The organism is Bradyrhizobium valentinum (genome assembly GCF_001440405.1).
Lineage (GTDB): Bacteria > Pseudomonadota > Alphaproteobacteria > Rhizobiales > Xanthobacteraceae > Bradyrhizobium > Bradyrhizobium valentinum.
Map to the genome: position 1 here is coordinate 1 of NZ_LLXX01000031.1, position 24,707 is coordinate 24,707.

33 protein-coding genes and 1 pseudogene are annotated in these 24,707 nt (G+C 62.6%); 15 read left to right on the forward strand and 19 right to left on the reverse strand.

The genetic code is table 11. The features are described from left to right. Positions 1 to 534, reverse strand: a pseudogene (locus tag CP49_RS05485) (tetratricopeptide repeat protein); the annotation flags it as partial. Positions 535 to 924: 390 nt separating this feature from the next. On the opposite strand from CP49_RS05485, the gene CP49_RS05490 reads away from it, so the two are divergent. Together CP49_RS05490 and CP49_RS05495 are read left to right on the forward strand one after the other, a co-directional pair. Further along, positions 925 to 1,146, forward strand: a complete 222-nt coding sequence (locus tag CP49_RS05490) for a hypothetical protein (protein WP_057849287.1) — start codon at positions 925 to 927, stop codon at positions 1,144 to 1,146. Positions 1,147 to 1,151: 5 nt separating this feature from the next. Then, a complete protein-coding gene (locus tag CP49_RS05495) occupies positions 1,152 to 1,595 on the forward strand; it encodes a hypothetical protein (RefSeq protein ID WP_245310519.1) in 444 nt (147 codons plus the stop codon). 46 nt (positions 1,596 to 1,641) lie between these two features. On the opposite strand, the gene CP49_RS05500 is transcribed toward CP49_RS05495, so the two are convergent. From CP49_RS05500 to fliL, 4 genes are read right to left on the reverse strand one after another with little or no spacing between them, the layout of a single operon-like run. Then, positions 1,642 to 2,412: a MotE family protein gene (locus CP49_RS05500; protein ID WP_057849288.1), complete on the reverse strand. Its 771-nt coding sequence runs from the start codon at positions 2,410 to 2,412 to the stop codon at positions 1,642 to 1,644. Beyond that, complete coding sequence (locus tag CP49_RS05505) at positions 2,409 to 2,846, reverse strand: DUF6468 domain-containing protein (protein WP_057849289.1); 438 nt, start codon at positions 2,844 to 2,846, stop codon at positions 2,409 to 2,411. Before CP49_RS05505 ends, CP49_RS05500 begins: the two co-directional genes overlap by 4 nt. Further along, positions 2,843 to 4,045 (reverse strand): flagellar motor switch protein FliM, encoded by a 1,203-nt coding sequence (fliM, locus tag CP49_RS05510; protein ID WP_057849290.1) that lies wholly within the window; start codon positions 4,043 to 4,045, stop codon positions 2,843 to 2,845. Before fliM ends, CP49_RS05505 begins: the two co-directional genes overlap by 4 nt. 18 nt (positions 4,046 to 4,063) lie before the next feature. Further along, positions 4,064 to 4,555, reverse strand: coding sequence for a flagellar basal body-associated protein FliL (fliL, locus tag CP49_RS05515; protein ID WP_057849291.1), 492 nt, complete (start codon positions 4,553 to 4,555; stop codon positions 4,064 to 4,066). Positions 4,556 to 4,943: 388 nt separating this feature from the next. Between fliL and flgF the strand changes: the two genes are divergently transcribed. The 6 genes from flgF to CP49_RS05545 all read left to right on the forward strand — a co-directional run bounded on the left by flgF (position 4,944) and on the right by CP49_RS05545 (position 9,360). Continuing rightward, positions 4,944 to 5,708, forward strand: a complete 765-nt coding sequence (gene flgF / locus CP49_RS05520) for a flagellar basal-body rod protein FlgF (protein WP_057849292.1) — start codon at positions 4,944 to 4,946, stop codon at positions 5,706 to 5,708. Positions 5,709 to 5,726: 18 nt separating this feature from the next. Further along, complete coding sequence (gene flgG / locus CP49_RS05525) at positions 5,727 to 6,515, forward strand: flagellar basal-body rod protein FlgG (RefSeq protein ID WP_057849293.1); 789 nt, start codon at positions 5,727 to 5,729, stop codon at positions 6,513 to 6,515. 10 nt (positions 6,516 to 6,525) lie between these two features. Then, a complete protein-coding gene (flgA, locus tag CP49_RS05530; protein WP_057849294.1) occupies positions 6,526 to 7,614 on the forward strand; it encodes a flagellar basal body P-ring formation chaperone FlgA in 1,089 nt (362 codons plus the stop codon). 5 nt (positions 7,615 to 7,619) lie between these two features. Continuing rightward, complete coding sequence (gene flgH / locus CP49_RS05535; RefSeq protein ID WP_057849295.1) at positions 7,620 to 8,372, forward strand: flagellar basal body L-ring protein FlgH; 753 nt, start codon at positions 7,620 to 7,622, stop codon at positions 8,370 to 8,372. A gap of 224 nt (positions 8,373 to 8,596) precedes the next feature. After that, positions 8,597 to 9,052, forward strand: a complete 456-nt coding sequence (locus CP49_RS05540) for a YidB family protein (RefSeq protein WP_057849296.1) — start codon at positions 8,597 to 8,599, stop codon at positions 9,050 to 9,052. A 44-nt stretch (positions 9,053 to 9,096) separates the two neighbouring features. Then, complete coding sequence (locus CP49_RS05545) at positions 9,097 to 9,360, forward strand: GlsB/YeaQ/YmgE family stress response membrane protein (protein ID WP_057849297.1); 264 nt, start codon at positions 9,097 to 9,099, stop codon at positions 9,358 to 9,360. Between the two features lie 149 nt (positions 9,361 to 9,509). Here the strand turns inward: CP49_RS05545 and CP49_RS42300 are convergent, their stop codons facing one another. From CP49_RS42300 to CP49_RS44315, 5 genes are all read right to left on the reverse strand, one after another. Next, the gene (locus CP49_RS42300; RefSeq protein WP_082645878.1) at positions 9,510 to 9,767 is read right to left on the reverse strand and encodes a DUF3551 domain-containing protein; all 258 of its coding nucleotides are present in this window, start codon (positions 9,765 to 9,767) and stop codon (positions 9,510 to 9,512) included. A gap of 226 nt (positions 9,768 to 9,993) precedes the next feature. After that, positions 9,994 to 11,517 (reverse strand): tripartite tricarboxylate transporter permease, encoded by a 1,524-nt coding sequence (locus CP49_RS05550; RefSeq protein ID WP_057900682.1) that lies wholly within the window; start codon positions 11,515 to 11,517, stop codon positions 9,994 to 9,996. Then, positions 11,517 to 11,990: a tripartite tricarboxylate transporter TctB family protein gene (locus CP49_RS05555; RefSeq protein WP_057849299.1), complete on the reverse strand. Its 474-nt coding sequence runs from the start codon at positions 11,988 to 11,990 to the stop codon at positions 11,517 to 11,519. The genes CP49_RS05550 and CP49_RS05555 overlap by 1 nt, the downstream gene beginning before the upstream one ends. Continuing rightward, the gene (locus CP49_RS05560) at positions 11,987 to 12,949 is read right to left on the reverse strand and encodes a Bug family tripartite tricarboxylate transporter substrate binding protein (RefSeq protein WP_057849300.1); all 963 of its coding nucleotides are present in this window, start codon (positions 12,947 to 12,949) and stop codon (positions 11,987 to 11,989) included. The genes CP49_RS05555 and CP49_RS05560 overlap by 4 nt, the downstream gene beginning before the upstream one ends. Positions 12,950 to 13,211: 262 nt before the next feature. Then, a complete protein-coding gene (locus CP49_RS44315) occupies positions 13,212 to 13,361 on the reverse strand; it encodes a DUF3551 domain-containing protein (RefSeq protein WP_156438070.1) in 150 nt (49 codons plus the stop codon). 255 nt (positions 13,362 to 13,616) lie between these two features. On the opposite strand from CP49_RS44315, the gene CP49_RS05565 reads away from it, so the two are divergent. Then, positions 13,617 to 13,976 (forward strand): PRC-barrel domain-containing protein, encoded by a 360-nt coding sequence (locus tag CP49_RS05565; protein WP_057849301.1) that lies wholly within the window; start codon positions 13,617 to 13,619, stop codon positions 13,974 to 13,976. 386 nt (positions 13,977 to 14,362) lie between these two features. On the opposite strand, the gene CP49_RS05575 is transcribed toward CP49_RS05565, so the two are convergent. Further along, the gene (locus CP49_RS05575; protein ID WP_057849303.1) at positions 14,363 to 14,608 is read right to left on the reverse strand and encodes a hypothetical protein; all 246 of its coding nucleotides are present in this window, start codon (positions 14,606 to 14,608) and stop codon (positions 14,363 to 14,365) included. A gap of 585 nt (positions 14,609 to 15,193) precedes the next feature. Here CP49_RS05575 and CP49_RS05580 point away from each other — a divergent pair. Further along, the gene (locus CP49_RS05580) at positions 15,194 to 15,619 is read left to right on the forward strand and encodes a ClpXP protease specificity-enhancing factor SspB (protein ID WP_057849304.1); all 426 of its coding nucleotides are present in this window, start codon (positions 15,194 to 15,196) and stop codon (positions 15,617 to 15,619) included. Positions 15,620 to 15,623: 4 nt separating this feature from the next. Here CP49_RS05580 and CP49_RS05585 read toward each other — a convergent pair whose 3' ends face one another. The 4 genes from CP49_RS05585 to CP49_RS05600 form a co-directional block, all read right to left on the reverse strand. Beyond that, positions 15,624 to 16,436 carry a hypothetical protein gene (locus tag CP49_RS05585; protein ID WP_156438072.1) on the reverse strand — a complete coding sequence of 271 codons (813 nt, stop codon included), beginning with the start codon at positions 16,434 to 16,436 and terminating at the stop codon, positions 15,624 to 15,626. Between the two features lie 9 nt (positions 16,437 to 16,445). After that, on the reverse strand, positions 16,446 to 17,234 hold the full coding sequence (locus CP49_RS05590) for a 2-keto-4-pentenoate hydratase (protein ID WP_057849306.1): 789 nt from the start codon (positions 17,232 to 17,234) through the stop codon (positions 16,446 to 16,448). A gap of 69 nt (positions 17,235 to 17,303) precedes the next feature. Further along, a complete protein-coding gene (gene dksA, locus CP49_RS05595) occupies positions 17,304 to 17,669 on the reverse strand; it encodes an RNA polymerase-binding protein DksA (protein ID WP_092509290.1) in 366 nt (121 codons plus the stop codon). 202 nt (positions 17,670 to 17,871) lie between these two features. Beyond that, complete coding sequence (locus CP49_RS05600; protein ID WP_057849307.1) at positions 17,872 to 18,483, reverse strand: NAD(P)-dependent oxidoreductase; 612 nt, start codon at positions 18,481 to 18,483, stop codon at positions 17,872 to 17,874. A 114-nt stretch (positions 18,484 to 18,597) separates the two neighbouring features. Between CP49_RS05600 and CP49_RS05605 the strand changes: the two genes are divergently transcribed. Beyond that, positions 18,598 to 18,987: a winged helix-turn-helix transcriptional regulator gene (locus tag CP49_RS05605; RefSeq protein WP_057849308.1), complete on the forward strand. Its 390-nt coding sequence runs from the start codon at positions 18,598 to 18,600 to the stop codon at positions 18,985 to 18,987. A 99-nt stretch (positions 18,988 to 19,086) separates the two neighbouring features. Here the strand turns inward: CP49_RS05605 and CP49_RS05610 are convergent, their stop codons facing one another. Next, on the reverse strand, positions 19,087 to 19,500 hold the full coding sequence (locus CP49_RS05610) for a flagellar assembly protein FliX (RefSeq protein ID WP_057849309.1): 414 nt from the start codon (positions 19,498 to 19,500) through the stop codon (positions 19,087 to 19,089). Positions 19,501 to 19,765: 265 nt separating this feature from the next. Here CP49_RS05610 and CP49_RS05615 point away from each other — a divergent pair, with 265 nt between their 5' ends. The 4 genes from CP49_RS05615 (at position 19,766) to CP49_RS05630 (ending at position 22,326) form a co-directional block, all read left to right on the forward strand. Next, positions 19,766 to 20,890: a flagellar basal body P-ring protein FlgI gene (locus tag CP49_RS05615; RefSeq protein ID WP_057849310.1), complete on the forward strand. Its 1,125-nt coding sequence runs from the start codon at positions 19,766 to 19,768 to the stop codon at positions 20,888 to 20,890. After that, positions 20,890 to 21,246, forward strand: coding sequence for a flagellar assembly peptidoglycan hydrolase FlgJ (flgJ, locus tag CP49_RS05620; RefSeq protein ID WP_082645880.1), 357 nt, complete (start codon positions 20,890 to 20,892; stop codon positions 21,244 to 21,246). Before CP49_RS05615 ends, flgJ begins: the two co-directional genes overlap by 1 nt. Before the next feature lie 18 nt (positions 21,247 to 21,264). Further along, positions 21,265 to 21,762, forward strand: a complete 498-nt coding sequence (locus tag CP49_RS05625; RefSeq protein WP_156438074.1) for a hypothetical protein — start codon at positions 21,265 to 21,267, stop codon at positions 21,760 to 21,762. Between the two features lie 198 nt (positions 21,763 to 21,960). After that, positions 21,961 to 22,326 carry a hypothetical protein gene (locus tag CP49_RS05630; protein WP_057849311.1) on the forward strand — a complete coding sequence of 122 codons (366 nt, stop codon included), beginning with the start codon at positions 21,961 to 21,963 and terminating at the stop codon, positions 22,324 to 22,326. Between the two features lie 16 nt (positions 22,327 to 22,342). Here the strand turns inward: CP49_RS05630 and CP49_RS05635 are convergent, their stop codons facing one another. The 3 genes from CP49_RS05635 to CP49_RS05645 form a co-directional block, all read right to left on the reverse strand. Further along, on the reverse strand, positions 22,343 to 22,708 hold the full coding sequence (locus CP49_RS05635; RefSeq protein ID WP_057849312.1) for a hypothetical protein: 366 nt from the start codon (positions 22,706 to 22,708) through the stop codon (positions 22,343 to 22,345). Between the two features lie 20 nt (positions 22,709 to 22,728). After that, positions 22,729 to 23,094, reverse strand: a complete 366-nt coding sequence (flaF, locus tag CP49_RS05640) for a flagellar biosynthesis regulator FlaF (RefSeq protein ID WP_057849313.1) — start codon at positions 23,092 to 23,094, stop codon at positions 22,729 to 22,731. Between the two features lie 205 nt (positions 23,095 to 23,299). After that, positions 23,300 to 24,469 carry a flagellin N-terminal helical domain-containing protein gene (locus CP49_RS05645; RefSeq protein WP_156438078.1) on the reverse strand — a complete coding sequence of 390 codons (1,170 nt, stop codon included), beginning with the start codon at positions 24,467 to 24,469 and terminating at the stop codon, positions 23,300 to 23,302. Positions 24,470 to 24,707: the final 238 nt, after the last annotated feature.

Genomic DNA, 24,707 nt, shown 5'->3' on the forward strand with positions numbered 1-24,707 from the left:
CTGCGCGCGCAGCGCCCGCTCGGCGGCGCGTGCCCGCTCCGCCAATTCGCGCACGACCGCGGCGGGAAGCGCGGGCGGCGGACCGGTCCAGCTATCGGGCAGGAAGTCGATGAAAATCCGCTCCCCGGCCGTCATGGTGTTGACGGTTGCCCGCCGCGCCAGCGACAGCCGGATCGCCGTGCCGTCGGGATCGCGCCGCGCCGAGCCGACATAATCGGGAACGGCGTCCGACAATTTGTCGACGGGAATAGCCACCGGGCGCTTGAAGTGGATGATGATGATCGAACCTGCGGTGGAAACGTCGGATTCGACGTCTTCCGCCAGCTTCAATACCAGGCGCGCGAAGCCGCCTCCTGCCGTAAATGTCGCCTCCCCCCGGACCGGATCCTCGGCGCGGCAGGGGTGCGAAAACGTGAGAGCGGCAAATAGCAAAGCAAGGGCAAGCGGTTGGCCGCAATTATGAAGGCAACGCTTCGCCGCCCGCGCCAATGCGCGGCCCGGCGACCCAATTCCAGCGGCAGCCTTTCGCCCCATCCAGAAGATCTCGTGCCCTCAATGAATTCAGCGGCGAAGCGCTCTCGCCCCCCGCGTTGGAATCTTGGATTGGCCGGCTTAAGGCTTTGTTAACGTCAACTTATTGATTTCGTTGAAGGGGCAGATGTGCGCCCAGGTAGAGCGCAGTATCGGTCGGAATTCGGCCCCTTCTCGCGATTGTCAGGCGGACACCGCAGGCTCACGGCTTCGGCAATCGCCAGAGCCGCGCTCGTGCCACGATCATCATCTTTAATCTCACGAGGGATGGAACCAACATCAGCCATCCCGTCTTAGGGAAATGATGGACCCGGGACGCAGGGCCGGCAGTCAAACAACCAACGCTCCCGGGTCGCCAAACCTGCCTCAGGCAGCCAATTCGGAGTGCGTGAAATGGCAACCCAGATCGTGATGGATCGTACAGGCGACACCCGGCATACATTCGACGTCCATGATCGCGCGGAGGTCGAAAAGGCCGAGCGGCGTTTCAAGGAATTGACCGGCGCAGGCTTTACGGCAGCGGTTCGATCGGGGCCCGGCGAGCAACGGGTTATCCGCTCCTTCGACCCGACGGCGGAGGAAACGCTGTTTTATCCGCGGCTTGTCGGTGGCTGACAGCGGTGACCCAGCAGATCATCCTGGCGCTAAGCTCGTTCATCCTGGCTTTGCTTGGCACGGTGCTGCTTTCGGCTCTTTCGCTGGTGGTGGCGCGATCTGGTTCCTGCAGCAAATCGTTCCGCTTCGAAACTGAGGCGCGAGCCCTCTCGCTCTTGAAGGGTTGGCTCTCGCCGAAGCAGCGCGCCTGCTACGAGCGATTCCGATATTTCGACGTCATCGGCAGCGACACCGGGACACGCTATCGGATACACCACGGCACGCAAACGAACATCGAGGAACTCAACTGCACGGGCCACCATGTCTGCAAATGGTGCTTTGTTCCGGATGGCGACCTTGTCGCGGGCGACGTGATGCTGGCGCAGAAGATCGCCCTCGAAACTAACGAGCGCGGCGCGCTTGCCGTGGCCCACCGCTCGTTCGTTTCGTCGGGGCCGCGTAGGTTCTGACCGGGCGGCGCCAATGCGCTTTTTGCCGGGCCGCCGGCATCAGGCGTCAATTGGGCTTTTGCTGCAGGATCTTGCCTTCGATCTTCGGCAGTTCGGCAACGGGTGCGGTTTTGTCGGTGCCGGCGCGGCGGGCCAGTTCGACCGTCAGCCGTTCGGCCGCTTCCGGCTGCATCAAACCCAGGATATCCGACATCTTGCGCGGCGCGATCTGGGAGGCGATTTCGTAGAGCACGGACATTTCCAGCCGGTCGAATACCTTGGCGGCGTCCTTCGGCTTCATGCCCTCGTACATCGTGATGATGCCCTTGAAGCGGGCGGCGTCCTGCTCTGCCTTTTGCCCCGTCGCGGTCGAGATCTTTGCCTCGGTCGCCTTCATTTCCTCGACGCGGCCCTCGATGCGCTTTTCGGCTGACTTCAAAAGGCTTTCGCGAATTTCGATTTCACGCGCGCGCTGCTCCAGTTCCTGGCGCCGCGCCTGCAGCCGCTCCAGAATGGCGCGCTCCGACGGCGACACCGATTGCGGGTTCTGGTCGGGAAACACGACGACGCCATCGGGCTTCGGCGCCTCGGTGGCAGGCGCAGCCGGCTTCGGCGCCTCTTCCTTCTTGACCGAGCCGGTGATGTCGGCGGGATCGACCTGAGCCCTGCCGGGATAACCCAGATTGTCCTGTGCCCACGAGCGCTTGGCCGGCGCGCTGACCTGATAATCGAACACGTATCCGCCATCGATCACGAGGCCCGCGACCTTCAGCACAGCAAGGCCGAAGATCGCGACCAGCACGACCGGAATGACGCGGATGTCGCGAAACGATTTCATGCGGCGAGGCCACTGGCCCTTCTGCGTTCGGAGAATGCCTCAGCCGCCGCGGCAACCGCCTTGGCGGAAGAGATTTTCGGCGCTGCGGGTTCGGCCTCCTGGGAAGGCCGCGCCGCGATCGCGATCTTGGACAGACGACGAATGACGCCATCGCCTTCAGCCAGCATGTTCTTCAGATGCCCCGCCATCTGCGTCGCCGCCGTGAGCTGGCTGCCGAGATTCTCATTGACGTCGCGCACGGTGTGCTTGAGGCCGCCGATCGCCCGCTCGGCGATTTCGGTCGCGGTGATCAGTTCCGCGATGGTGGCTTTCAGCGAATGCTCGTCCGCCTTCAGCCGCTTCAACCGCTTGTTGAGCAGCATGCAATAGCCGATCGTGAGCATCAGCAGCACCGCGACCAGACTCTCGATTACAATGCCAAGGGCATGACTCATTGTGCCTCCATCAACTTGGTTTGCTCGTCGGCCTTCTCGAACATGGCGAAGGTGGTATTGGGTTTGCGCAACTGCTTGGTGACGCGGATGGCGACGCGGTCGCCGACCCGGCCCATCCTCCCTTCGGTCAGCGTGACGTTGCCGCAGCGGACCGACACCAGCGCGTCGGGGCGCATCTCCAGCGGCAGGGTGTCGCCGACCTTCAGCTTCATCAGATGCTTGAGCGGAATGTCGGCTTCGTACAGCACGGCATCGACCGATATCTCGGCCTGCGCCACTTCGGTCGCGAAATGTCCTTCCCAGATCGGATCACGGCCGAACTTTTCGCCCATGAACATCTGGAGCAGAACCGGGCGGATCGGCTCGATGGTCGCGTAAGGCAGCAGCAATTCGATATTGCCGCCGCGATCTTCCATGTCGATGCGCAGCCGCACCAGGATCGCGGCGTTGGCGGGCCTGGAGATCGCGGCAAAGCGCGGATTGGTTTCGAGCCGGTCGATCGAGAACGTTACCGGCGAGAGCGGCCGGAACGCCTGCTCGGCATCGGCCAGCACTACCTCGACCAGCCGCTTGACCAGGTTGGTTTCGATCGTGGTGTAGGGCCGGCCCTCGATCCGCAGCGAGGTCTGGCCGCGCCGGCCGCCGAGCAGCACGTCGATGATGGAATAGATCAGGCTGGAATCGACCGTCGCAAGGCCGAAATTTTCCCACTCCTCGGCCTTGAACACACTGAGCACCGCCGGCAAGGGAATTGAATTCATGTAGTCGCCGAAGCGAACCGAGGTGATGCGGTCGAGCGAGACTTCGACGTTGTCGGAGGTGAAGTTGCGCAGGCTCGTGGTCATCAGCCGCACCAGGCGGTCGAACACGATTTCGAGCATCGGCAGACGCTCATAGGACACCATCGCGGAATCGATGATGGCGCGAATGCCGGAATGGTCGTCGAGATTGACGTCGCCGACGGTGAAACCGAGCAGATTGTCGATTTCTTCCTGCGACAGAACCCGCTCGCCGGAGTTCTTGTTGCCGAATTCGCGGCCGCCATCCTCGACCATGGCCGCCCATTGCAGCGCCATGCTCTCGGAGAGTTCATTGGCGGCAGCTTCTTCCGCGGCCGCCGCGGGATCCTCGGAATCCAGGGAGGCTTCCCATTGCGCGGCAATGGCGTCCTGGTCCATCTGGTCTTGGTTGCCGGCCATGATGCTAGATCTGTCCCATCACTGCACGACGATTTCCTTGAACAGCACGGCGCTCACCTGCTGCGGCGCCACCGCGTTGTTGACCCGCTTGGTCAGCTCTTCCTTGAGGCGAAACAGCCCGGCCGAACCGTTGATGTCGGAAGGACGCAATTCGCGCAGGTAGGTCTGGAACAGGTCGGTGACCCGCGGCAGGTTCGGCTTGATGCCCTCGACGTGCTTTTCATCCTTGATCTCGAGCACGACCTTGACGCGGAGATATTGCACCCGCTCGCCGGGGGCGCCGACCAGGTTGACCATCATGTCGGGCACTTCGACGAAGGACGGCGGCTTCGGCGGCGGCGCCTCGGCGTGTTTCTCTTCGCCATGGCCGCGCAGCAGGAAGAACCAGCCGGCACCGGCGCCGACGATGGCGACGAACCCCGCCACGGCAATGATCAGCTTAAGCTTGCCCTTTTTCGACGATGCGGCTTCTGCGCCGTCTGCGCCTTCCGCCTGCTCGTTGTCAGCCATTGCCCCGCCCGCTTCGATTTCGAAAAACGAACGCGGTTGCCACCAGCCTGGGTAACGATGCCCCCACAACGCGAAACAAAAGCCGCCAGCGCACACGCGCTCTCTACACGTGCAACGCTAGGGTAATAATGGTTAACGGAACCTTTCCATTAGCGCCCAAGTAGGAAAAATCTGCCGGGCAAACATGGTCAACAAGACCTTTCTGCCGCCCGCCCCGCGCCCTGAAAAACGCCCAACTCCTTAAAAAATCAGCACTTCCCGACTTGGCACGGCTTTCGCTGAGTAACCGGCGTGACCTGCCGGCTTGGGAGAGCCCAAAGGTTTACGACGGATCCGGACCGCGGGCTTGGGAGAGCCTGCTTCGGATCGATCAAGGGGAGATCCACCGATGGAGAATATGCTTCTCGTCGGACTTTCGCGGAAGATGACGTTGGAACGGCAGTTGGATGTCGTCGCCAACAATGTCGCGAACATCAACACGACGGGCTTCAAGGCCGACCGGTCGCTCTTCGAGGAATATCTGCGCTCGCCGGCGCATGAAGACAATTTCATGCGCGCCGACCGCCGCGTCTCCTTCGTACATGACCGCGCCACCTTCCACGATTTCTCGGCCGGCCCCTCCGAGCAGACCAAGAACCCGCTCGACGTCGCGATCGACGGCAACGCCTTTCTGGTGGTGCAGACGCCGGCCGGCGAACGCTACACCCGCGACGGCGGCCTGCAGATCAACAACCAGGGACAGCTCGTGACCGCCGGCGGCCATCCCGTGATGGGCACCTCCGGCCCGATCGTATTCCAGCCGACCGACAAGGAAATCAGCATTGCCGCCGACGGCAACGTCACCGTGCTCGAGGGCTCCGGCAGCACCGACTCCATTCGCGGCAAGCTGCGGCTGGTCAATTTTGCCGACGCGCAAAAGCTCGTGAAGGAAGGCAGCAACCTCTATTCCGCCGGCCAGGGCGTCGCCGCCCAGCCTGACACCACCTCGCGCGTGCGCCAGGGTTACATCGAGAAGTCGAACGTCAATTCCGTCCACGAAATGAGCCGCATGATCGAGATCACGCGCACCTACACGCAGATCTCGGCGATGCTGCAACAGCAGCACGAACTGCACCGAACCGCAGTCGAAAAACTCGCCGACGTTCCGGCATAACGCTTAAGGAATAGATCGATGCGCGCACTCTACACAGCAGCGACCGGCATGGCGGCACAGGAACTCAACGTTCAGGTGATCTCCAACAATATCGCCAACATGCGCACCACCGGCTACAAGAAGCAGCGCGCGGCGTTCCAGGACCTGATCTACGACCATGTGCGCCGGGTCGGCGCGCAGGCTTCCGACCAGGGCACCATCCTGCCGGTCGGCGTCGATATCGGCGGCGGCGTCAAGACCGTCGGCACGCCGCGCCTGATGGGCCAGGGCACGCTGTCGCCGACCGGCAACGATCTCGACGTCGCGATCCGCGGCGAAGGTTTCTTCAAGATCCAGGTGCCCGACGGCACCTACGCCTACACCCGCGACGGCTCGTTCATGATGGACGCGCAGGGCCGTGTCGTCACCGCGCAGGGCAACCCGGTGCAGCCGACGATCACGATCCCGCAGAATTCCTCGCAGATCACCATCAACGCGCAGGGCCAACTCACGGTGATGCTGCCGGGCTCGACCACCCCGACGCTGGTCGGACAGATCGGGCTGACGCGCTTCATCAACAAGGCCGGCCTCAACCCGATCGGCGACAACCTGTTCACCGACACCCCGGCTTCCGGCACGCCGCAGGATGGCATCGCCAACACCGACGGTTTTGGCGACATGCAGCAGGCCAATCTCGAACAAGCCAATGTCGAAGTGGTGACCGAAATCTCCGACCTGATCGCCGCCCAGCGCGCCTATGAGATGAACGCCAAGGTCGTTAGTGCGGCCGACCAGATGCTGCAATCCACCTCCAACATGTTCCGCTAAAGGACTGGTCATGACCGCCCGCGCCCTCCTCCTCGCCACCGCGCTGCTCGCAGGCCTTGCGCCCGCCGCAGCCCAGACCCGGCAGGACACTTTTGCGAGCCGCGACATCATCGCAGCGCCGGTGCTGCGGTCCCATGTGCAGGTATCGGCCGACATCGTGCGGATCGGCGATGTCATCGACAATGCCGGCAGCGCCGCGCAAATCGCGATCTACCGTGCGCCGGATCTGGGCACCACGGGCTCGCTGCCGGTGGCGCAGGTGCTCAACACCCTTCGCACCCATCATGTGATCGGCGTCGACACCCGCGACCTTAAGGAGATTTCGGTTACGCGTCTCGCCCGCACGCTCGAAGGCAAAGACATCGAGCTGCAGATCGCCCGCGCGCTGGAGCGCCGCAATGGCCTGGGCGACGCCGCCAATCTGTCGCTGACCTTCGACCGGGATCCCAGTGACGTCAGGCTCGACGCCGGCTTCACCGGCGGCATGCAGGCAGGCATCGTGCGCTACGATAACCGCAACGGCCGCTTCGACGTCACCTTTGAAATCACCAACGAGAACGGCGCCGCACCGGCCAAGCTGCGTTTCACCGGCACGGCGATCGAGACCGTCGAAGCCGCGGTGCTGGCGCGCAATGTCGAGCGCAATGAGATATTGAAATCATCCGACGTGGTGGTCGAGCGCCGCCCGAAAGCGGAAGTCGGCGCTGATGCCGCCGCGCGCGACCGCGCAGTGGGCATGCAGGCCCGCCGCCAGCTTCGCGCCGGCCAGGCGATCCGGACCGCCGATCTCGCCAAGCCCGATCTGGTGCAGCGCGACCAGAACGTCACGTTGATCTACGAGGCGCCCGGAATCTACCTCACCATGCGCGGCAAGGCGCTGGAGAGCGGCACCGAAGGCGACGTCGTCAACGTCATGAACCTGCAGTCGAAGCGCACGCTGTCCGGCACCGTGACCGGCCGCGGCCAGATTTCGATCATGGTCGCGACGCCGCGCCCGGCGCAGATCAGCGATGCCACCTCTTCGCTGGGCGCCAGGCCGGCCGCAACGCCCGTCGCCGTCGCCACCGTCAATTCGCCAGTCGCTCCAAAAGCCGAGTAATGTAAATGTCATTCTCCCGTATCAACCGCATCATTCTCACAGGCGCCATGTTGTCGCTGGCCGCCGTTGCGAGCGGTTGTTCCTCGATCGACCGTCTGTCGCAGATTGGCGAAAAGCCGAGGCTGACGGAGATCGAAAACCCGACCACGCAACCCGGCTACAAGCCGGTGCAGATGCCGATGCCGAAGCCGGAGCAGGCTTCCTACAACGCCAACTCGCTGTGGCGGAACGGCTCGCGCGCCTTCTTCAAGGATCAGCGTGCGGCGCGGATCGGCGATCTCTTGACGGTAACCGTTAACATCACCGACAGGGCCAACATTGCCAACGAGACCCAGCGCAGCCGCTCCAGCAAGGAAGACTCGGGGATCACCGATTTCATTGGGTCAAGCACGATCACGCAGGCAAACAAGATCCTGCCCGGCAAGATCCTGACCACGGATTCGACGTCGTCGAGCGACGGCAAGGGTTCGGTCAACCGCCAGGAAGCATTGCAGACCAACGTCGCCGCCGTGGTGACGCAGGTCCTGCCGAACGGCAATCTCGTGGTCGAAGGCAAGCAGGAAATCCGCGTCAACTTTGAAATCCGCGAACTGATCGTCGCCGGCATCGTCCGCCCCGAGGATATCCAGAGCGACAACACCATCGATTCCTCGAAGATCGCGCAGGCGCGCATCGCCTATGGCGGCCGCGGCCAGATCACCGACGTGCAACAACCCCGCTACGGCCAGCAGGTGATGGACGTGCTGCTGCCGTTCTAGTTTTTCTTAGAGCTCCCACACTCCATTGCGAACCTAGGCGCGATGAAGTGTATCAACGCGGCCTCCGCCAGCTCCCCTGGCGGAGGCCGTGGTCGTTCCCGCGAGTGCATCATCTTGAGCTTGCGGCGGCACGGGCGCGTGTGTCTTCCTTACGGCCGCTCACGCATTGGAACCGAAGCTTCCGCCCTGCGTTCCTGACAGCACCGAACTACAGGGAGCCGACCATGAGCCGCGGAATGCCATCGATGACTGCCCTTCTCGGGCTACTCGCCATTGCCGGATATCAAAACCGCGACAAACTGGCAGAACTTCTCAAGGGCGCTGGGGGCGGCCAGCCGAATGCAGGCGCCGGTCAGCAACCCCTGGGCGGCTTGCTGGGCAATCTGAGCGGGATGTTGGGCGGCGCCGGGGTTGGCGGCCTCCTCAACGGCGGGATCGGCGAACTGCTCGATAGGTTCCAGCAAAACGGCCAGGGCGACAAGGCTGAATCCTGGGTCAATCAGGGCCCGAACAAGGATGTCTCGCCCCCGGAATTGAAGCAGGCGATCGGCTCCGACGTTCTGGCACAACTCGAACAGCAGACCGGACTGTCGCAGGAGGAAATCCTGGCGAGATTGTCGCGCGAGCTTCCGGCGGCCGTCGACAAATACACGCCGGACGGCCGTTTGCCCGCAGCATGAATTGATGGACGTGACGTCGGGGCAATCAGGAACGGAGCATCGAGATGGGCATACTTTGGACGATCATCATTGGTTTCATTGCCGGCGTGATTGCCAAGTTCATTATGCCTGGAGACAACGAGCCCTCAGGCTTCATTCTCACCACCATATTGGGCATCGTCGGCGCCTTCGTGGCGACGTATCTCGGCCAGGCGCTCGGATGGTACAGCCCCGGAGAAGGCGCGGGTCTGATCGGTGCGGTGGTCGGCGCTATCATTGTGCTCTTTGTCTACGGTCTCTTCGCCGGCCGGCAACAGCGATCGATCTAAAGAGCTCGGCTGGTGGTTGCGTCGGGCCTGGATCGGCGGCAGCGCGCTCCTTCGTCCCCTTGCCAACCTGGACGCGACGCGATGTTCGACGGCCTCCGTCGGCTTCCCCGGCGGAGGCCGCAGCTCATTGCCATGCCGCTCGGACGATATCAGTTCGAACGATGACGAGGGCGGACTTTGACGACCAGTTGGGCGTTGGCACTGAAGTGGCGATTGAGTCCACAGGAGGCCGTTCGGCCTGAAGCGCTCGCTTGGCACTGCGCGTAGGTCGAGAAGCTGCAGTCGCCTGCCCCGCCGGCGTATTCGTCGCCCTGAAGACAGTATGGATATGTCTGTGCTGCTGACGGAGTTGAGGCGGTAGCAAAAATGGCTGCGGACGTCGCGAGAGCAATAACTACGGTACGCATTTTTCTCTCCTGCAATTTAAGTCGCCCGCTCCTTTCCTAGGTCCGATTCGAGAAGTGCAGCATGAGCCATTTCACATCGCCGGCTCACTGTGAGGTGAACGGATGGCGTGGAGGCAGGGTTACGCTGGATTCTTTCCGAAGCCGCCAGCGCTGGAAGCCGAAGTTAGACGCCGCTCGCCACTACAATCGCCGCGACGCAGGCTGCCGAACGGCACCTCGTTACGGCTCAAAAATCCGGCTCTTCCTCAGCCATCCGGTTCTGGTGGCGCCAATGCTGCCATATGGCCAGCCCGACCGAAGTCGCCGCCGCCAGCAGCAGCAAGCCGGAAATCGGCCGCGTCAGGAAGAGCCAGGGATTCGCGTCGGTCATGATCGCACGCACAAGGTTGATCTCGATCTGGTCGCCGAGAATTAGGCCCAGGATCAGGGGCGCGAGCGGAAAGCCGAGCTTGACCAGCACGTAGCCGACGACGCCGAACAGCAGCAGCACATAGACGCTCTGCATCGTGTTGTTGAGAGCGTAAGCGCCGACGACGCAGAGCACGAGCACGACCGGCGCCAGCACCGCCATCCGCACCGAGGTCACGCGCAACATCAGCGGCATCAGCATAACGCAGATCAAGAGCATGCAGGGGTGCGCCAGGATGTAGGCCGCATAGATGCCATAGGCGATGTCGGGATTTTGCGAGATGAATAGCGGTCCCGACTGAATGCCGTGGATCGTCATCGCGCCGAGCATCACGGCGGTGACGGCGTCACCGGGAATACCGAATGCCATGATGGTCATCAGCGAGCCGCTGACATTGGCGTTGTTCGAGGCTTCCGAAGCGATGATGCCCTCGGGGTGCCCCCTGCCGAAACGCTCCGGCGTTTTCGAGAATTTCTTGGCCTGGTCATAGGCCATGACGCTCGATGCGCTGCCGCCGATGGCAGGCAGGATTCCGATGATCAGCCCGACGATCGTTGCCCACGCGAGCAGGAACGGCTGCTTGAAGATTTCCAGGTTCACCTTGAGGTGCGAGAAACGCTCAAGCTTGACCCCGACCAGCGATTGCGCCGGCTGGCCGCGCGGCGAATTCAGCTTCTCCAGATCTGTCATGATCTGCGCGAAAGCGAAAATGCCGATCAGCACGGGGAGGAACGGAAAGCCGCCACCGATGAACTGCGAGCCGAAGGTAAAGCGCGGCACGCTACCGATCGGATCGTGGCCGACCACCGTGATCAACAACCCGATGGCGGTCGAGATCAGTCCCTTGAGGAGCGAGGACTCCGTGAGACCCGCTACCATCGCCATGGCGAGCACGAACAGCGAGAAGTATTCCCACGGTCCGAATTCCAGCGCGATCGCCGCAAGCGGCCCGGTGAGGAACACCAGGAACAAAGCGCCGAGCAGGCCGCCCCAGACCGAAGCCCAGACGCCGAGCCAGATGGCGCGGCCCGGCTCGCCGTTGCGCGCCATTGGAAAACCGTCGAACGTGGTGGCGATCGAAGCGGGCGAGCCCGGAATGCCGAGCAGACAGCAGGCGATGAGGCCGCCGGTCGATCCGCCAACATAGACGCCAGTCATCGCCGCAAGGCCCGCCAGCGGATCGAGCCCGTAGGTGAACGGCAGCACCACGATAACGGTCATGGTGATGGTGACGCCCGGCAGGGAGCCGCCGACCACACCGATGAACGTGCCGGCAAACAGCGGCAACAAGTATTTCCACTGGGCGATGTTGACGAGGCCGTTCCAGAGCAAATCGAGCATCAGAAACCCGTCCACGCGCCGCGTGGCAGCAGCACCAGCAGGTATCGTTCGAAGATGAAATAGCTCGCCGCGGCTGTGCCGAGCGCGATCGTGGCGAGCACAACCCATTGCCGCACCGTTCGCGGACGGTCCAACGCGGCCTGCAACGCGCCGACGAACAAGACGGTGGCGACGCGAAATCCCAGAAGCGGCAGCAGCACCACATAGGCGCCGACGATCGCGAATGCGATCACGACCAGGCGATAATTTCGTCGCGGCGCATCGCCCACGCCGGCCGGCGCGCGGCGCTTCAAGAGGTCCTGCAGGACCAGCAGCGCGCTCGCGGCCGCCATCAGCGACAGCACGATGGCCGGGTAAAAGCCCGGCCCGACCGGAACGATGGGAAGGGATGGAAGCTGGAAGGACTTGACCAGAAGGACCAGGCTGATCGCGAGCAGGACCAGCCCGGCAATTCCGTCGCGGCCGATACTCATTTCTTAATCAGACCGAGATCGGTCATGACGATCTTGTTCTCGTTGTCGATTTTGGCGAGGAACTGCGCATAGTCATTGGCATTGAGGAACGCCACGCGGGTGCCCTGCAATTTCATCGCTTGAGCGAAGCTCGGCTCCTTGGTCGCCTTGGCGCAGCCCTCCTCGAGCTTGGCGCGCACCGGCGCGGGCGTCCCCTTGGGGACGAATATGCCGCGCGCCACTTCGTACACGATGTTCATGCCGAGTTCCTTGAGCGTCGGCACGTCGGGCGCTTCCGGATCGCGCTTCTCGCTCGCGATCGCGATGTAGCGCAGCACGCCGGCTTCGACCTTGCCCTTCTGCGTCAGGTTGGAGTCGGTGAGGTTGATGTGGCCGCCGAGCAGCGCGTTCATCCGCGGGGCCAGGCCGTCGTAGGACACGAACTTGAATTTCACGCCGGCTGCCTTCTCGATCATTGCCGGGAAGATATGGCTTGTCGAGCCGAGCGTGGCGCCGACCGTGATCTCGCCCGGCCGCTTCTTGGCGTCGTCGGCGAGCTCCTGCCAGTTCTTCCAGGGCGTTTTGGCGCTCGCGGTCAGCACCGAGGGCGTCGCTGAGACCAGGCAGATCGGCTCGAAGTCGCTGTATTTAACGTCACTGATGCCCGCGTAGAACGTCAGATGGATATAGTCGTGCACGGCGTAGACCGTATAGCCATCGGGCGCCGCAGCCTTGGCCTCGCGCGCGCCGGTGGTGCCGGATGCGCCGCTGACATTGGCAACGACCACCGGTTGGCCGATGTGCTTCTGGAGTTCGGCGGCGAACGGCCGGAAGATATTGTCGGTATCGCCGCCAGCGGCCCATGGCACGATCATCTTGATGGGGCGGTCGGGATATTGCGCCATCGCCGGCGCCGATAAGGCAGCCAGCACCCCGGTCAGCACGGCAGCGCCGGCCATCGTCACCAACGTCCTTGCCATCCGTCATCTCCCTGTGTCGTCTCGTGGGCCATTCAGGCTCTCGATCGGAACAATAGCAGCCGAGCCACGCAGGGGAAAGCCCTGCGGCGGTTCGCATGCCCGCTACGGCCAGCAGGTGATGGACGTGCTGTGCCGTTCTGTGAATGCTATTCGCGCGGTCCGATGTTTGAACGGCGACGTGCACGGCTCTTGTCAATGAGTTGGGCGTTGGCGCTAAAGTTGCGATTGTCGGTGCCGTCCGGCCCGAAGGCGCGGCCTGGCGCTACGCGTTGGTCGCGAAGATGCGCTCGCTCGGCCCGTGGGCGAAGTCGTCACCCTGAATGCAATAGGGGTAATCCTTCGCAGAGGCAGCGCTAAGGCCGGTGAAGAAGACAATTGCCGAGGTCACGAGGGCAAGAAATACTAAACGCACGTTTCCCTCCTACGCTAACAGGGCCTTCGTAGGTCCGGGCTCATTGTGGCCGCGTGAGATATTTCACATTGCCGGGGTCACTGTTAGTTGATGGCGCCAGCACTACTGGCGGAAACCGTGGTCAATCTGAAAATCATTGACAGGATGCTGCGCTACTCGGGTCTCGTGGCCGTGCGTCGATGCGCAACCCTTCCCCTCCGGAACGTTTCCCCGCACCCCTTCGTTTTTCAACTATCAACCTCATCGGAGGGAACCATGTCTTTGAAAGCAAACGAAACCGGCAACCTGATCGGCAGCGACAAGGTCGAGGGAACTGCGGTCTATGGCGCCGATCGCAACAAGATCGGCTCGATGGAGCGCGTCATGATCGACAAGAAGAGCGGCAGAGTGTCTTACGCCGTGCTCTCCTTCGGCGGCTTTCTCGGCATCGGCGACGACCATTATCCGCTGCCTTGGCAATCGCTGAAATACGACACTTCGCTCGGCGGCTACGTTACCGGCGTGACGGAGTCGCAGCTCAAGGACGCGCCGCATTACCGCAACGACAACACCTGGAACTGGAGCGATCCGACCAGGACCCGCGCCGTCAACGACTACTACGGCGTCGCGATCTGATCGTGGTTCACGCCTTGACATGCGAAAGGTCCGCCTCGATGGCGGGCCTTTTGCTTGGCTGTCTGCGAACGCAGAGCCTCCGTTGTTAGTCAGCAGAGAACTATTCCTGCTGCTTTGCGTTGGGACCTCAAGAGGCCGAGCGATGGGAAAATTCTTCTTGATCATTATCGCTGTAAGCGTCGCCGTTTTGCTGGCGATGAGCGCGTATGTCATCAGCCTGTGACGGCAGCAATGCTGGCTTTGCCAGGCAATCGAGGTGAAGGCCGCGAAAAAACAGGCCCCGGCGCCCTCTCGGGGGAAGATTGCGCCGGAGCCTTATGAAGTTACCGCGTGTCTGAAGACACGATTGCACAATTTTCCCGACCTAGAATCGTTCCTGCCGGATCTCACTTCTTCATGGTTCCGCCGGGGGCGTCGCCCTTCCTGTCGACGGCGCCGGCGGTCCCTGCGTGCTGGCGTCCTTCGGCGAAGGCCTGGAGCTGCCGGTCGTCGTGCTGTCGTTCACATTGTCGCCCGTGCTCTTTCGACGCTCTTCCGCCCGCCTGCGAGTTACCGCCCACGGTGTTGCCCTGTGCGAGCGCGGCGGTGCTGGCGAGTGCGAAAGCTCCGAGCGAAACGGATTTCATCTTCATGGCCGTTTCCCTGGTGCGCGCCCCACGAACCAATTGCGGCTGCTGGTTTACGCTGGGCCATGGTCACGACGTTTGGGCGGGGACCCGGTGGACGCGGCAGCGTCGGGCGCGCAAGTTTGTCGCAGGGCGGTTTTCCGTGAGCGAGCAATGGCGCGCAGACGAACGGTGCTTAAATGCCCTCGCCAAGGACTTTCGATGCCAGGACTTCGATCGGCAGCAAATGGTCGGCTGATGCGCGGTTAAGGAAGCTGCGGGCAGCAAAATCGTCCGGGCCGGCCGGCTTTTCCGTTAACCATTAATTCGCCGACGATGGTGGCAGGACGAATCGTCGCCCGGGGAGCACGACATAAGCTGTTAAACCATTGCACAGGAAGCGCCGGTCGATCCATGGTAAACACCGTGTGCTTGCGACCAATGCACGCGGCTGCGAGTGCTAAGACACCCGGCATTCCTCCGCCCTCTTTCTTTTTTGATGGAACCGGTTAGCATGACCCGGGTGGAGCGAGCCGCGGCAACGCGAACATACACACCCCGTTGTCATTCGTCGGCGCAGGCAGGCGATCGAGTATTCCAGAGACAGTAGTGATGGACACGACAGGTCGCGGCGTACTGGATACCCCGCAAGTGTGGGGTATGACCATCTCTCGTACGGCAGCGCTTCTCCTCCTCGCGATCCTCATCCCGGCCTCGCCTGCGTTCGCCGAGCCGTGCAGCAAGCCGACTGCGCGCTCCACGATTGCCGAGACGCTCAAGCTCGCCTCGGAGCAGCGGCCGGTCAATATCACGTTCCGCACCCACGCCGATGGCGTGAAACTGTCGCTTGGCCTCAAGTCGAAATACCCCGACGATATGACCATCATCCTGCAGCAGGACTTCGAGCAGTTGCACATAAAGGACGACCGCTTCGAGGTCTTGCTGCGATTCATGGGCAATCGGGAACGACTGACCGTACCCTTCAATGCGATCAAGGCATTCTGGGATAAGTCCGTGTTGAAGTGCTCCGACGGCTGACGTCTCACTCCGGCGTCGCGCGCTGGATCAGGGCGCAGAGCGCCGTCATGCGAGCGATCGGATGTTCGACGAACAGGCGGCAGGAAGCAAGCGCGCCCTTCAGCGTATCCGGCGGCGTGTTAGGTTTCAGTTGCGACGCGAGAACCGCGCCATGGGCATACCCAAGCGCGCGAGTCGAAAGCGTCAGCGCATTCAGCCGCCCTTCCCGCTGCAGCGGCGCCAGCATGGTTCGCACCAGCGCGAGGTAGGCCGGCCAGTAAGCGAGATGCCGGTACATGCTCGCGATCAGTTGCGGTTCGGTGTCTTCGCCGAAGGAATTCAATTCGCCGACCAGCGCCGCCACTTCGGGATCGAGCGCATCCATTGGCGGCAACTCCGGAATCTTGGCGCCGGACGGTTTTGGCGCGGTCGCGGCAGGCGCCACGGCATCGGCCGGTCGCGGCTCGTAATGCACCAGCAGCGCCGAGAGCACGACGAGCGCGAGCGCGTTGGTGTATTGATAGCTGTCGAGCACGTCACGAATGAGCGCACGTTCGGTCTCGTCCACACCGGCGGCGAGCAAGGTATCCGTGGAGAAGCCGGGCCAATCCGGCAGCGCGATCGTTCGCCTCACGGCTTCGGCATGCAATGGCGCGTCGCCGAGATAGAGCGGCCGCACCGTCGACCACGTCCATTCCAGCGCACCCGGCATGGTCGCGAGGTTGCGCCAGATCAGATTGACCACGCCGGTGCCGAGAACTTTCCGGATGTCGGCATAGATGTCGGCGATTTCACCTCTGGCCTCGGCTTCGAGAACCGAGGGAACACTCTCTGCCATCGCCGCCACTCAATTCCGGAAATTGACTGCCACCGTGCCCAACCCGTCGAGCTCCATCTTCACGCTGTCGCCGGCCTTGAGCCACACGGTCTTCACGAGACTACCCGTGAGCACGATCTGCCCCGCATGAAGGCCCTTACCCTCCTCGGCCAAGTGATTGGCGAGCCAGGCAAGCGCATTGTGGGGATGGTCGAGCACGTCGGCGCCGGCGCCGCGGCCCACTTCCTCGCCGTTGATGAGGGCGCGGCCCGCGACCTTGAGCAGATCCGGCGCCTTGGTGCGTGGAACCGGCTTGCCAAGCACGCAGCCGGCGGCAAAGAAATCGTCCGCGACGAGCGTCGGCGCGCCCATCGTCTCCCATTTGACGTAGCGGTCATCGACGATTTCGATCGCAGGGAAATAGGCCTCGATCGCCTCCATCACCCACTCCGCCGTGAACGGCTCTTCGCTCGGCGACAAATTGCGCGCCAGCCGCACCGCGATCTCGCATTCGACGCCGACGCGCACGTAATCGCCGAAGCGAAGCCTCGCACCGCTCTCATGCACGCCCTTGTCGAACACGCCCCCGGCGCAGGGATGGGGGATGTCGAGATATTGCTGCATCACCGCGCTGGTGCAGCCGATCTTGTAACCGACCAGGGCGCCTGTCTGCGGCAGCAGCAGGTCGTGGACCGCACGTTGAATACGATAGCCTTCCGCCTCATCGCCGGGCGCGAGCTCAGCGGGAAGCGAGGCCAGCGGCGTACGATTGCGGCGGGCAGTGGCGATGGTTTGTGCGGCCGCGAGAATTTTGTCCATCAGCGGCGGCTTTCTCGTTTGCAGCCTGCGGCGCGGACCGTACGCGGCCGTCAGGCGTTAGACATTGTCCTACTCGTCCCGATAAACCTTTTCGCGCTTCTCGTGACGTTCCTGCGCTTCCACCGACAGCGTTGCAATCGGACGGGCCTCCAGCCGCTTCAGAGAAATCGGCTCGCCGGTCTCCTCGCAGTAGCCGTAGGTGTTGTCCTCGATGCGCTGCAGCGCGGCGTCGATCTTGGAGATCAATTTGCGCTGGCGGTCGCGGGCGCGCAGTTCGATGGCGCGATCGGTTTCGGAAGAGGCGCGATCAGCTAGATCCGGATGATTGACGTTCTCTTCCTGAAGGGTCTGCAGGGTTATCTTCGATTCCCTCAGGATCTCGTCCTTCCACGCCAATAGCTTGGCGCGAAAATAATCGCGCTGCCGGTCGTTCATGAAAGGCTCTTTTTCGGAGGGTCGATAGTTCTTCAACTTTTCCAAGGCCAGCCCATCTTCACGTGCAAGGCGGGGCGGAAAATTGTCCGTCCGCGCGGGCCTTATATAGCGGCGGGTTGTGACAGACAATATCGGCCATCCCCTTGGGGGTACCCTCCCCCAAGGCCTTGCACAGGCAAAACTATCGGAGCGGCCCGCCGGTCTAGTAGCCGACCGTGAAGCGCTGGCGGATATGGGCCGGGCGCTCGATCTCGTCGGCGAGCGCAACTGCGAAATCCTCGAAGGAAATCGAGCTTTTGCCGTCGGCAGCGGTCAAAAGCTGGTCGGTCCCAAGGCGGAACTTGCCGGTCCGCTCGCCGGCCGTAAACAGGGCCGATGGCGACAAGAAGGTCCAATTGAGTTCCTTCTCGGCTCGGAGCAGATCGAGGAAGGCGGCGCCCTTCTCGGCTTCTGCCTTGTATGCCACGGGAAAGCCCGGGGTGGTGACCAGCCGGACACCCGGGGCCACTTCGAGGCTGCCGGCGCCGCCGACGACGAGGTAGCGGCCAACCTTCGATTCCCTGGCGGCGGCGATCAGCTTGACCGGGTCGCTGGCGAGAAAGTGGACCGAGCTGATCGCGGCGTCATGGCCGGCGAGCAAACGGGCAAGGCCGGCCTGGTCCATGACGTCGCCCCTGGTCGGCGTGACGTTGGCCTGCTGGGCCATCTTTTCGGGATGGCGGGCGATGGCGGTCACGCTATGGCCGCGGCGGGCGAGTTCGGCTGTTATGCGCGAGCCGGCATTGCCGGAAGCGCCGATGACGGCGATTTTCATGGAAGTCTCCCTTGCGATACGCGAATGTGGTATCCAATGGTGACTAGATAGCGAAAGGGATGTAAGTGTGAAGAGAGCACTTTTGGGTCACCTGATTACGCCGGAGTAACCGCCGTGAAAGCCACCAATTCGAAAACCCCGAACGCTTATTCGGCCGATTGCCCGACACGGCAGATTCTCGATCGCGTCGGCGACAAATGGGCGGTGTTAATCCTGCTTCTCGTGCGCGACGAGCCGATGCGTTTCAATGCGTTACGGCGGATGATTGAAGGCATCTCGCAGAAGATGCTCAGCCAGGTTCTCAAATCGCTCGAACGCGACGGACTGATCAGGCGCCGTGCGATCGCAACCGTGCCGGTGACGGTGGAGTATTCGATCACCCCGCTCGGCGCCACGCTCGCCGACGCCGTCGATCCTTTGCGGGAATGGGCGGAGAAGAACCTGAAGGAGGTGTTGAACGCGCAGCGCCGTTACGACGCGACGCGCAAGGATATGGCGGCGTAAGGCCATCCACTGCTGTCATGCCCCGCTTCAAGCGAGGCATCCAGTACGTCGCGGCCTCTCGGCCGACCACCCGGTCAAGCCGGGCAATGACCGTCGGAGCTAGAACTGTCCGGCCTTTGCGAGCTCGACTTCAACCCGCAGCTCGATCTCGGACAATACCGCGTCGAGGCCGGGATCGCCGGAGGAGGATTTCAAATTCGCGGCCGCGTCGCGCAGCCGGTTCACCGTCGAGGCGTCGAGATTGCCGGAGAGCAACCCGATCTTGAGTTCGTCGAGCACGTCGAGCGCGCCCCTGCCCCGCGCCACCGAACGCTTGCGGCGCTCGGTCGGATCTTCGACACCTTGCAGCGCGAGCAGCGCATCAATGTTGCCGGCTGCCTTGGGCGCTGTGGCCGAGCGCGGCTCTTCAGGCGTCGTCGGCGTTTCCGGCAGCGAGAAGCCGGTCGAACTGGTTCGCCGCGTGTGGCTCGCGGGCGATCCAAGCGTGGTGCCGTTCGGTCCGTAGATGCGCATCGTGGTGATCTCGCCGTGAGAGTAGAGGGACCTTCGCCTTCTTATGGTTAATGACGCGTAAACGGCCCGGCAAAATCTGCCGACGTGCGGCAGTTTCGCCCATCGTGGTGAACCGCCGCGGCATCATGGCTCCGGCGAACATTCAGCAATATCAAAGCATTGCATCGAAACCGCGACATGGCACGGCGCTCGCATAGTTAATGGCGGACCGCCGTCATGGGAGTGGCGCCAGCGGTCCGGTTGAAGATCTCGAGGGGAGCACAGGATGCCCGGCATCCGTTCGGCAAGACTGATTTGGGTGGCCTGCGCCGCGCTGGTGATGCTGGCGCTGTCACCCTCGTCCGCAGGCGCGACCTCGCGGATCAAGGATCTCGCCAATATCGAGGGCGTGCGGCAGAACCAGTTGATCGGCTACGGCCTCGTCGTCGGCCTCAACGGCACCGGCGACACGCTGAACAACATCCCCTTCACCAAGCAATCGCTGCAGGCGATGCTCGAGCGTATGGGCGTCAACATCCGCGGCGCCACCATCCGCACCGGCAACGTCGCAGCCGTCATGGTCACCGGCAATCTGCCGGCGTTCGGCACCCAGGGCACGCGGATGGACGTCACGGTGTCCGCGCTCGGCGATGCCAAGAATCTGCAGGGCGGCACCCTGCTCGTCACCCCCCTGCTCGGCGCCGACGGCAACGTCTATGCGGTCGCCCAGGGCTCGCTCGCCATCGCCGGTTTCGCGGCCGAAGGGGCCGCCGCCAGTGTCACGCGCGGCGTGCCGACCAACGGCCGGATCCCCAACGGCGCCATCATCGAGCGCGAGATCGAATTCGCGCTCAATCGCCTGCCCAATGTGCGGCTGGCGCTGCGCAACGCCGATTTCACCACCGCCAAGCGTATCGCAGCCGCCATCAATGATTTCCTCGGCGTCAAAACCGCCGAGCCGATCGATCCCTCCACCGTCCAGCTTGCGATCCCACCGGAGTTCAAGGGCAACGTCGTCGCCTTCCTGACCGAGATCGAGCAATTGCAGGTCGATCCGGACCTCGCCGCCAAGATCGTGATCGACGAACGCTCGGGCATCATCGTGATGGGCCGCGACGTTCGCGTCGCTACCGTCGCGGTGGCGCAGGGCAATCTCACCGTCTCGATTTCGGAGAGCCCGCAAGTCAGCCAGCCCAATCCGCTGTCGCGCGGCCGGACCGTGGTGACGCCACGCACCGACGTCAGCGTTTCCGAAGACGGCAAGAAATTTGCGGTCGTGAAAGACGGCGTCTCACTGCAGCAACTCGTCGACGGCCTCAACGGCCTGGGCATCGGTCCGCGCGATCTCATCAGCATCCTGCAGGCGATCAAGGCCGCCGGCGCGATCCAGGCCGACATCGAGGTGATGTGATGGACACGAGCCTTATCAACGGCATCGGCGCATACTCGAAGAAAAAGACTCCGCTGGTCAACGGCCGCAACGACCCGCAGCTCGCCGACGCGCTGACCAAGGTTTCGCCCGAGGCGCAGAAAAAGACGCGCGCCAAGGCCCAGGAATTCGAGGCGATGTTCCTCAACTCGATGTTTTCGCAGATGACCACCGGCATCAAGGGCGACGGCCCGTTCGGCGATACGCCCGGCACCGGCGTCTGGCGCTCGATGCTGACGGACGAATACTCGAAATCCCTCGCCAAGTCCGGCGGCATCGGCATTTCCAACGACGTCTTCCGCACCTTGATCCTGCAGCAAGCCAACCGCGCCGGTTGATCCAAAGAGGAACCCAACATGAATCAGAGTCCTCAAGCAAAGACCGCGTCGGCACCCGCGCCTGCAAAAGCGATATCCACGCCGGCCGAGGCGCGCAAGCTCGCGGAAGAGTTGATGGACGTGATGAGCGGGCTGCTCGGTATCATCGAGCACGAAACCGAACTGGTTCGCGCCGGCAACGTTCGCGAGGCGATGCGACTGGAGGAGAAGAAGGGCGAGCTGTCGCGCCGCTACATGGTCGCGGTCGAGAATCTGAAGAACGCGCAAAAATATCTGACCCAGGTGTCGCCGGAACTGCTGACCACGCTGCGCCGCCACCACGACACCTTCCGCGCAATGTTGCAGATCAATCTCACCGTGCTTGCGACGGCGCACGCGGTGTCCGAAGGCATCGTGCGCGGCGTCAACGCCGAGATTCAGCGCAAGAACATTCCGAGCACCTACACGGCTTCGGGACAACGCACCGCGCCGGGGCCGCGCAACATCACCCCGCTCTCGGTCAGCCGCTCGCTGTAAGCCTCTAAAGCGCTTGATCTCGTCGCCAAGCCGCTCGCACTCCGGCGGGTCATGCGGTCGCTACATTTTTCACTAAATTGCCGCGCCTGCGTCAGCGCGGGGTTTAGCGTATTCCCTAACATCCCATTGAGAGGTGTGGAGCTATATTGCGGTCCGAGAGGGGTTGGGATTTGACTCGAGGGAAGCCAGGAGGCTGCCATGAGTACGGATTTCAGCATCAAGCCGGTGGGGGCCCCGGTTGCAACGCCGATCGCACCGCCCGTAAGTGAGGCGGTCGGTCGTGCCGTCGCGACCGAATTGCCCGCGCGCCAGAGCGTCACGGTGACGGACGCGAGCGTGCGCGCACGCGTCGATGCCAATGTTGCGAATGCTTCCTTGTCGAATCAGGTGGTGATCGATCGCGCTGCCGCCTCGATCGTCTACCAGGTGATCGATTCCAGGACGAGCCTTGTGGTGAAGCAGTTTCCCGATGAAGCCATTCTTCGCCGCCGCGCCTACTTCCGCGCGCTCGACCTGACCAGGGACGCGCCGACGCGGCTGCTCGCCACCGACGTCAAGGCGTAATTCAAAAAGCTTGAGCTCACTTGCTCTGCTTCGCATAGGCGGTATCGAGCATCGTTCCGCCGGTCGCCGGGTCGGTGACGACGTTCTTGATGACCGCTGTCCCTTCCTTGGTCACCATGAACTTCAGGTCACCGATCCGGAATGCATTGTCCCTGATCAGAACGTCCGCGTATTTGTTCGTGCTGCCGCTCTGGTAGTGGACCTTGGCGCGAAATCCCGTGATGTTCGAGACCGAGATCTTGAACGACTTGTTGTTGGCGTATTTTCCGGTCCAATCGCCCTGATAGAGCTTGGGATCGACCGGCACATACGGCGTCTTGGATGGAACCGCCATTCCCACGGTCTTGTAGTTGGCCGACAGGATGCTGAAAACGTCAGCCATGGTCGAGCTCCCTTAACCGGTCAGCCGCGGCCCGCCAGGCCCGCCGCCAGGTTGCGATTGATGTCGATCAGCGACTTCAATTTGGCCGGATCCGGATCCATCTGCATGTCGATGGTCTGCTTCATCACGAAGACGCCGATATTGGCGATGTTCTGACGGACTTCCATCGGCTGCGGGTTGTCGTTGGTCTCCACGGCGCTCATGAAGATCGACCAAAGCCGGCTGTTGAACAGCAGCGCGTTGTGCATGTTCTTGTCGGGACCAGCCCAGTTGGATTGGACGTCCTGGAGCTGTCGTGCGGCCTTCAGCAGTGCCTGCGCTTCAATTTCACGGGGGGATGCGGTGGTTTGCGACGTGCGAGCGTAGGCTTGGGCTGCATTAGACATACACTGACCTCGATGGGGAGCGATTTCGCGGAACCGCGGGACTTCAAAACTGCTCAACTTTCATACAGGCGGCGCCTTTAAATGTGGTTAGCGGCGGTTACCAAATGTGATCATTAAGCGGCAGCGACGGCTCCGTCGCCGCCGCTCAAAACAAAGCGGCGGAGTCTCCCCCCGCCGCCTTCGATCTCTTTCTCTCTGGTCGCCGCTAGGTCCGCAGGAGCTGGAGCACGCTCTGCTGCGACTGGTTGGCGAGCGCCAGCGCGGACACCGCGATCGACTGCCGGGTCGACAGCGCCTGGCTGTTGGCCGCTTCCTCGTTGGTGTCGGCCAGCGTCAGGTTGGCCGAGCCGTTTTGCAATACGTTGATCAGGTTCTTGTTGAAGTCCTGGCGGATCTGCACGATCGACAGGTTCGAACCCAGTGCCGAGGCGTGCGTCCGCAACATGCTCGACGCGTTGCTTATCTTGTCGATCGTCGCCTTGGCCGAGGCATTGTCCAGGAAGTCCGTGCCCGCCACCAGCGGAGCAAGGCCAAGGCCCGCCGCGCTGAAGGTCACACCCTTGATGTTCAGGATGGACTTGCCGGTCTCGTTGAAGGTCAGCTTGAGATCGTCACCGTACAGCAGGTTGATGCCGTTGAACGAGGCATCCTGCGCTGTCGTCGTGATCTGGGCGATGATGTCATTGTACTGGGCCACCAAGTTGGAGCGAATGGTCTGCGAAGCCGCGTCGGCGACCGGCGCAGCGACGGCCCCAAAGGTCAGGGTACCACCGCCGGTGTTGGTGAAGGTAACCGCACCGATCGTGGACGACGCCGTATCATTGGTCGTGGTAATGACGAGCTGGTTGGTGCTGTCGAGGCTGGCCGAATAATTGCTAGCCGCCAGCGCCGTATTCAACTGATCGAGCGACGTGGTGGCGGTGAAGGTGAAGCTGAATGCCGCATGGCCAGCGGAAGCCGCGATAGACAGAACGTCGGTGGCGTCGATGACGGTGCCGTCAACGAGGTCGGCCGCGGTGCCGGTGCCGATCGCTGTCGAGGTCACCGTCGACTTGGGCGAATAGCCGCCGGTCGTCTGCAGCACCTGGTTGGCGATCGACTTCGCGGTATCGACCAGCTTCTGCAGCGAGGTGATGCCGGTATTGGCGGCCTGCAGCACCTGCACGCCGTTGCCGATGCCATCGAGCAGGTTGTTGATGTCGCTGGCCCGGTTATCGAGCCCCGCGGCAGTGAAATAGTTGGTAGGATTGTCGAGCGCCGTATTGACCTTCTTGCCGGACGAGAGGCGGTTCTGCGTGGTGGCGAGCAGATCAGCGGTCGACTGAAGCGAGAGCAGGTTCTGGCGAACCGAGGCCGAAAGAACTACGGACATAATCAAACCTTCCTAGTTTACGTCCGCAGTTTTACTCAGATTCCTTTAAATTAGGGTAAACGCCGGCTTAAGGGATATGATTAACGCTTCCTTACCCGGGGGCGCGCAGCGCATTTTCGCCCTTGCCGGCCCCTTGAGAACAAAAAAGCGGCGGGGTTTCCCCCGCCGCCGCTTGATCTTGAGAAGTCGTCGAAATCAGCGCAGGAGCTGAAGCACGCTCTGCTGCGACTGGTTGGCCAGC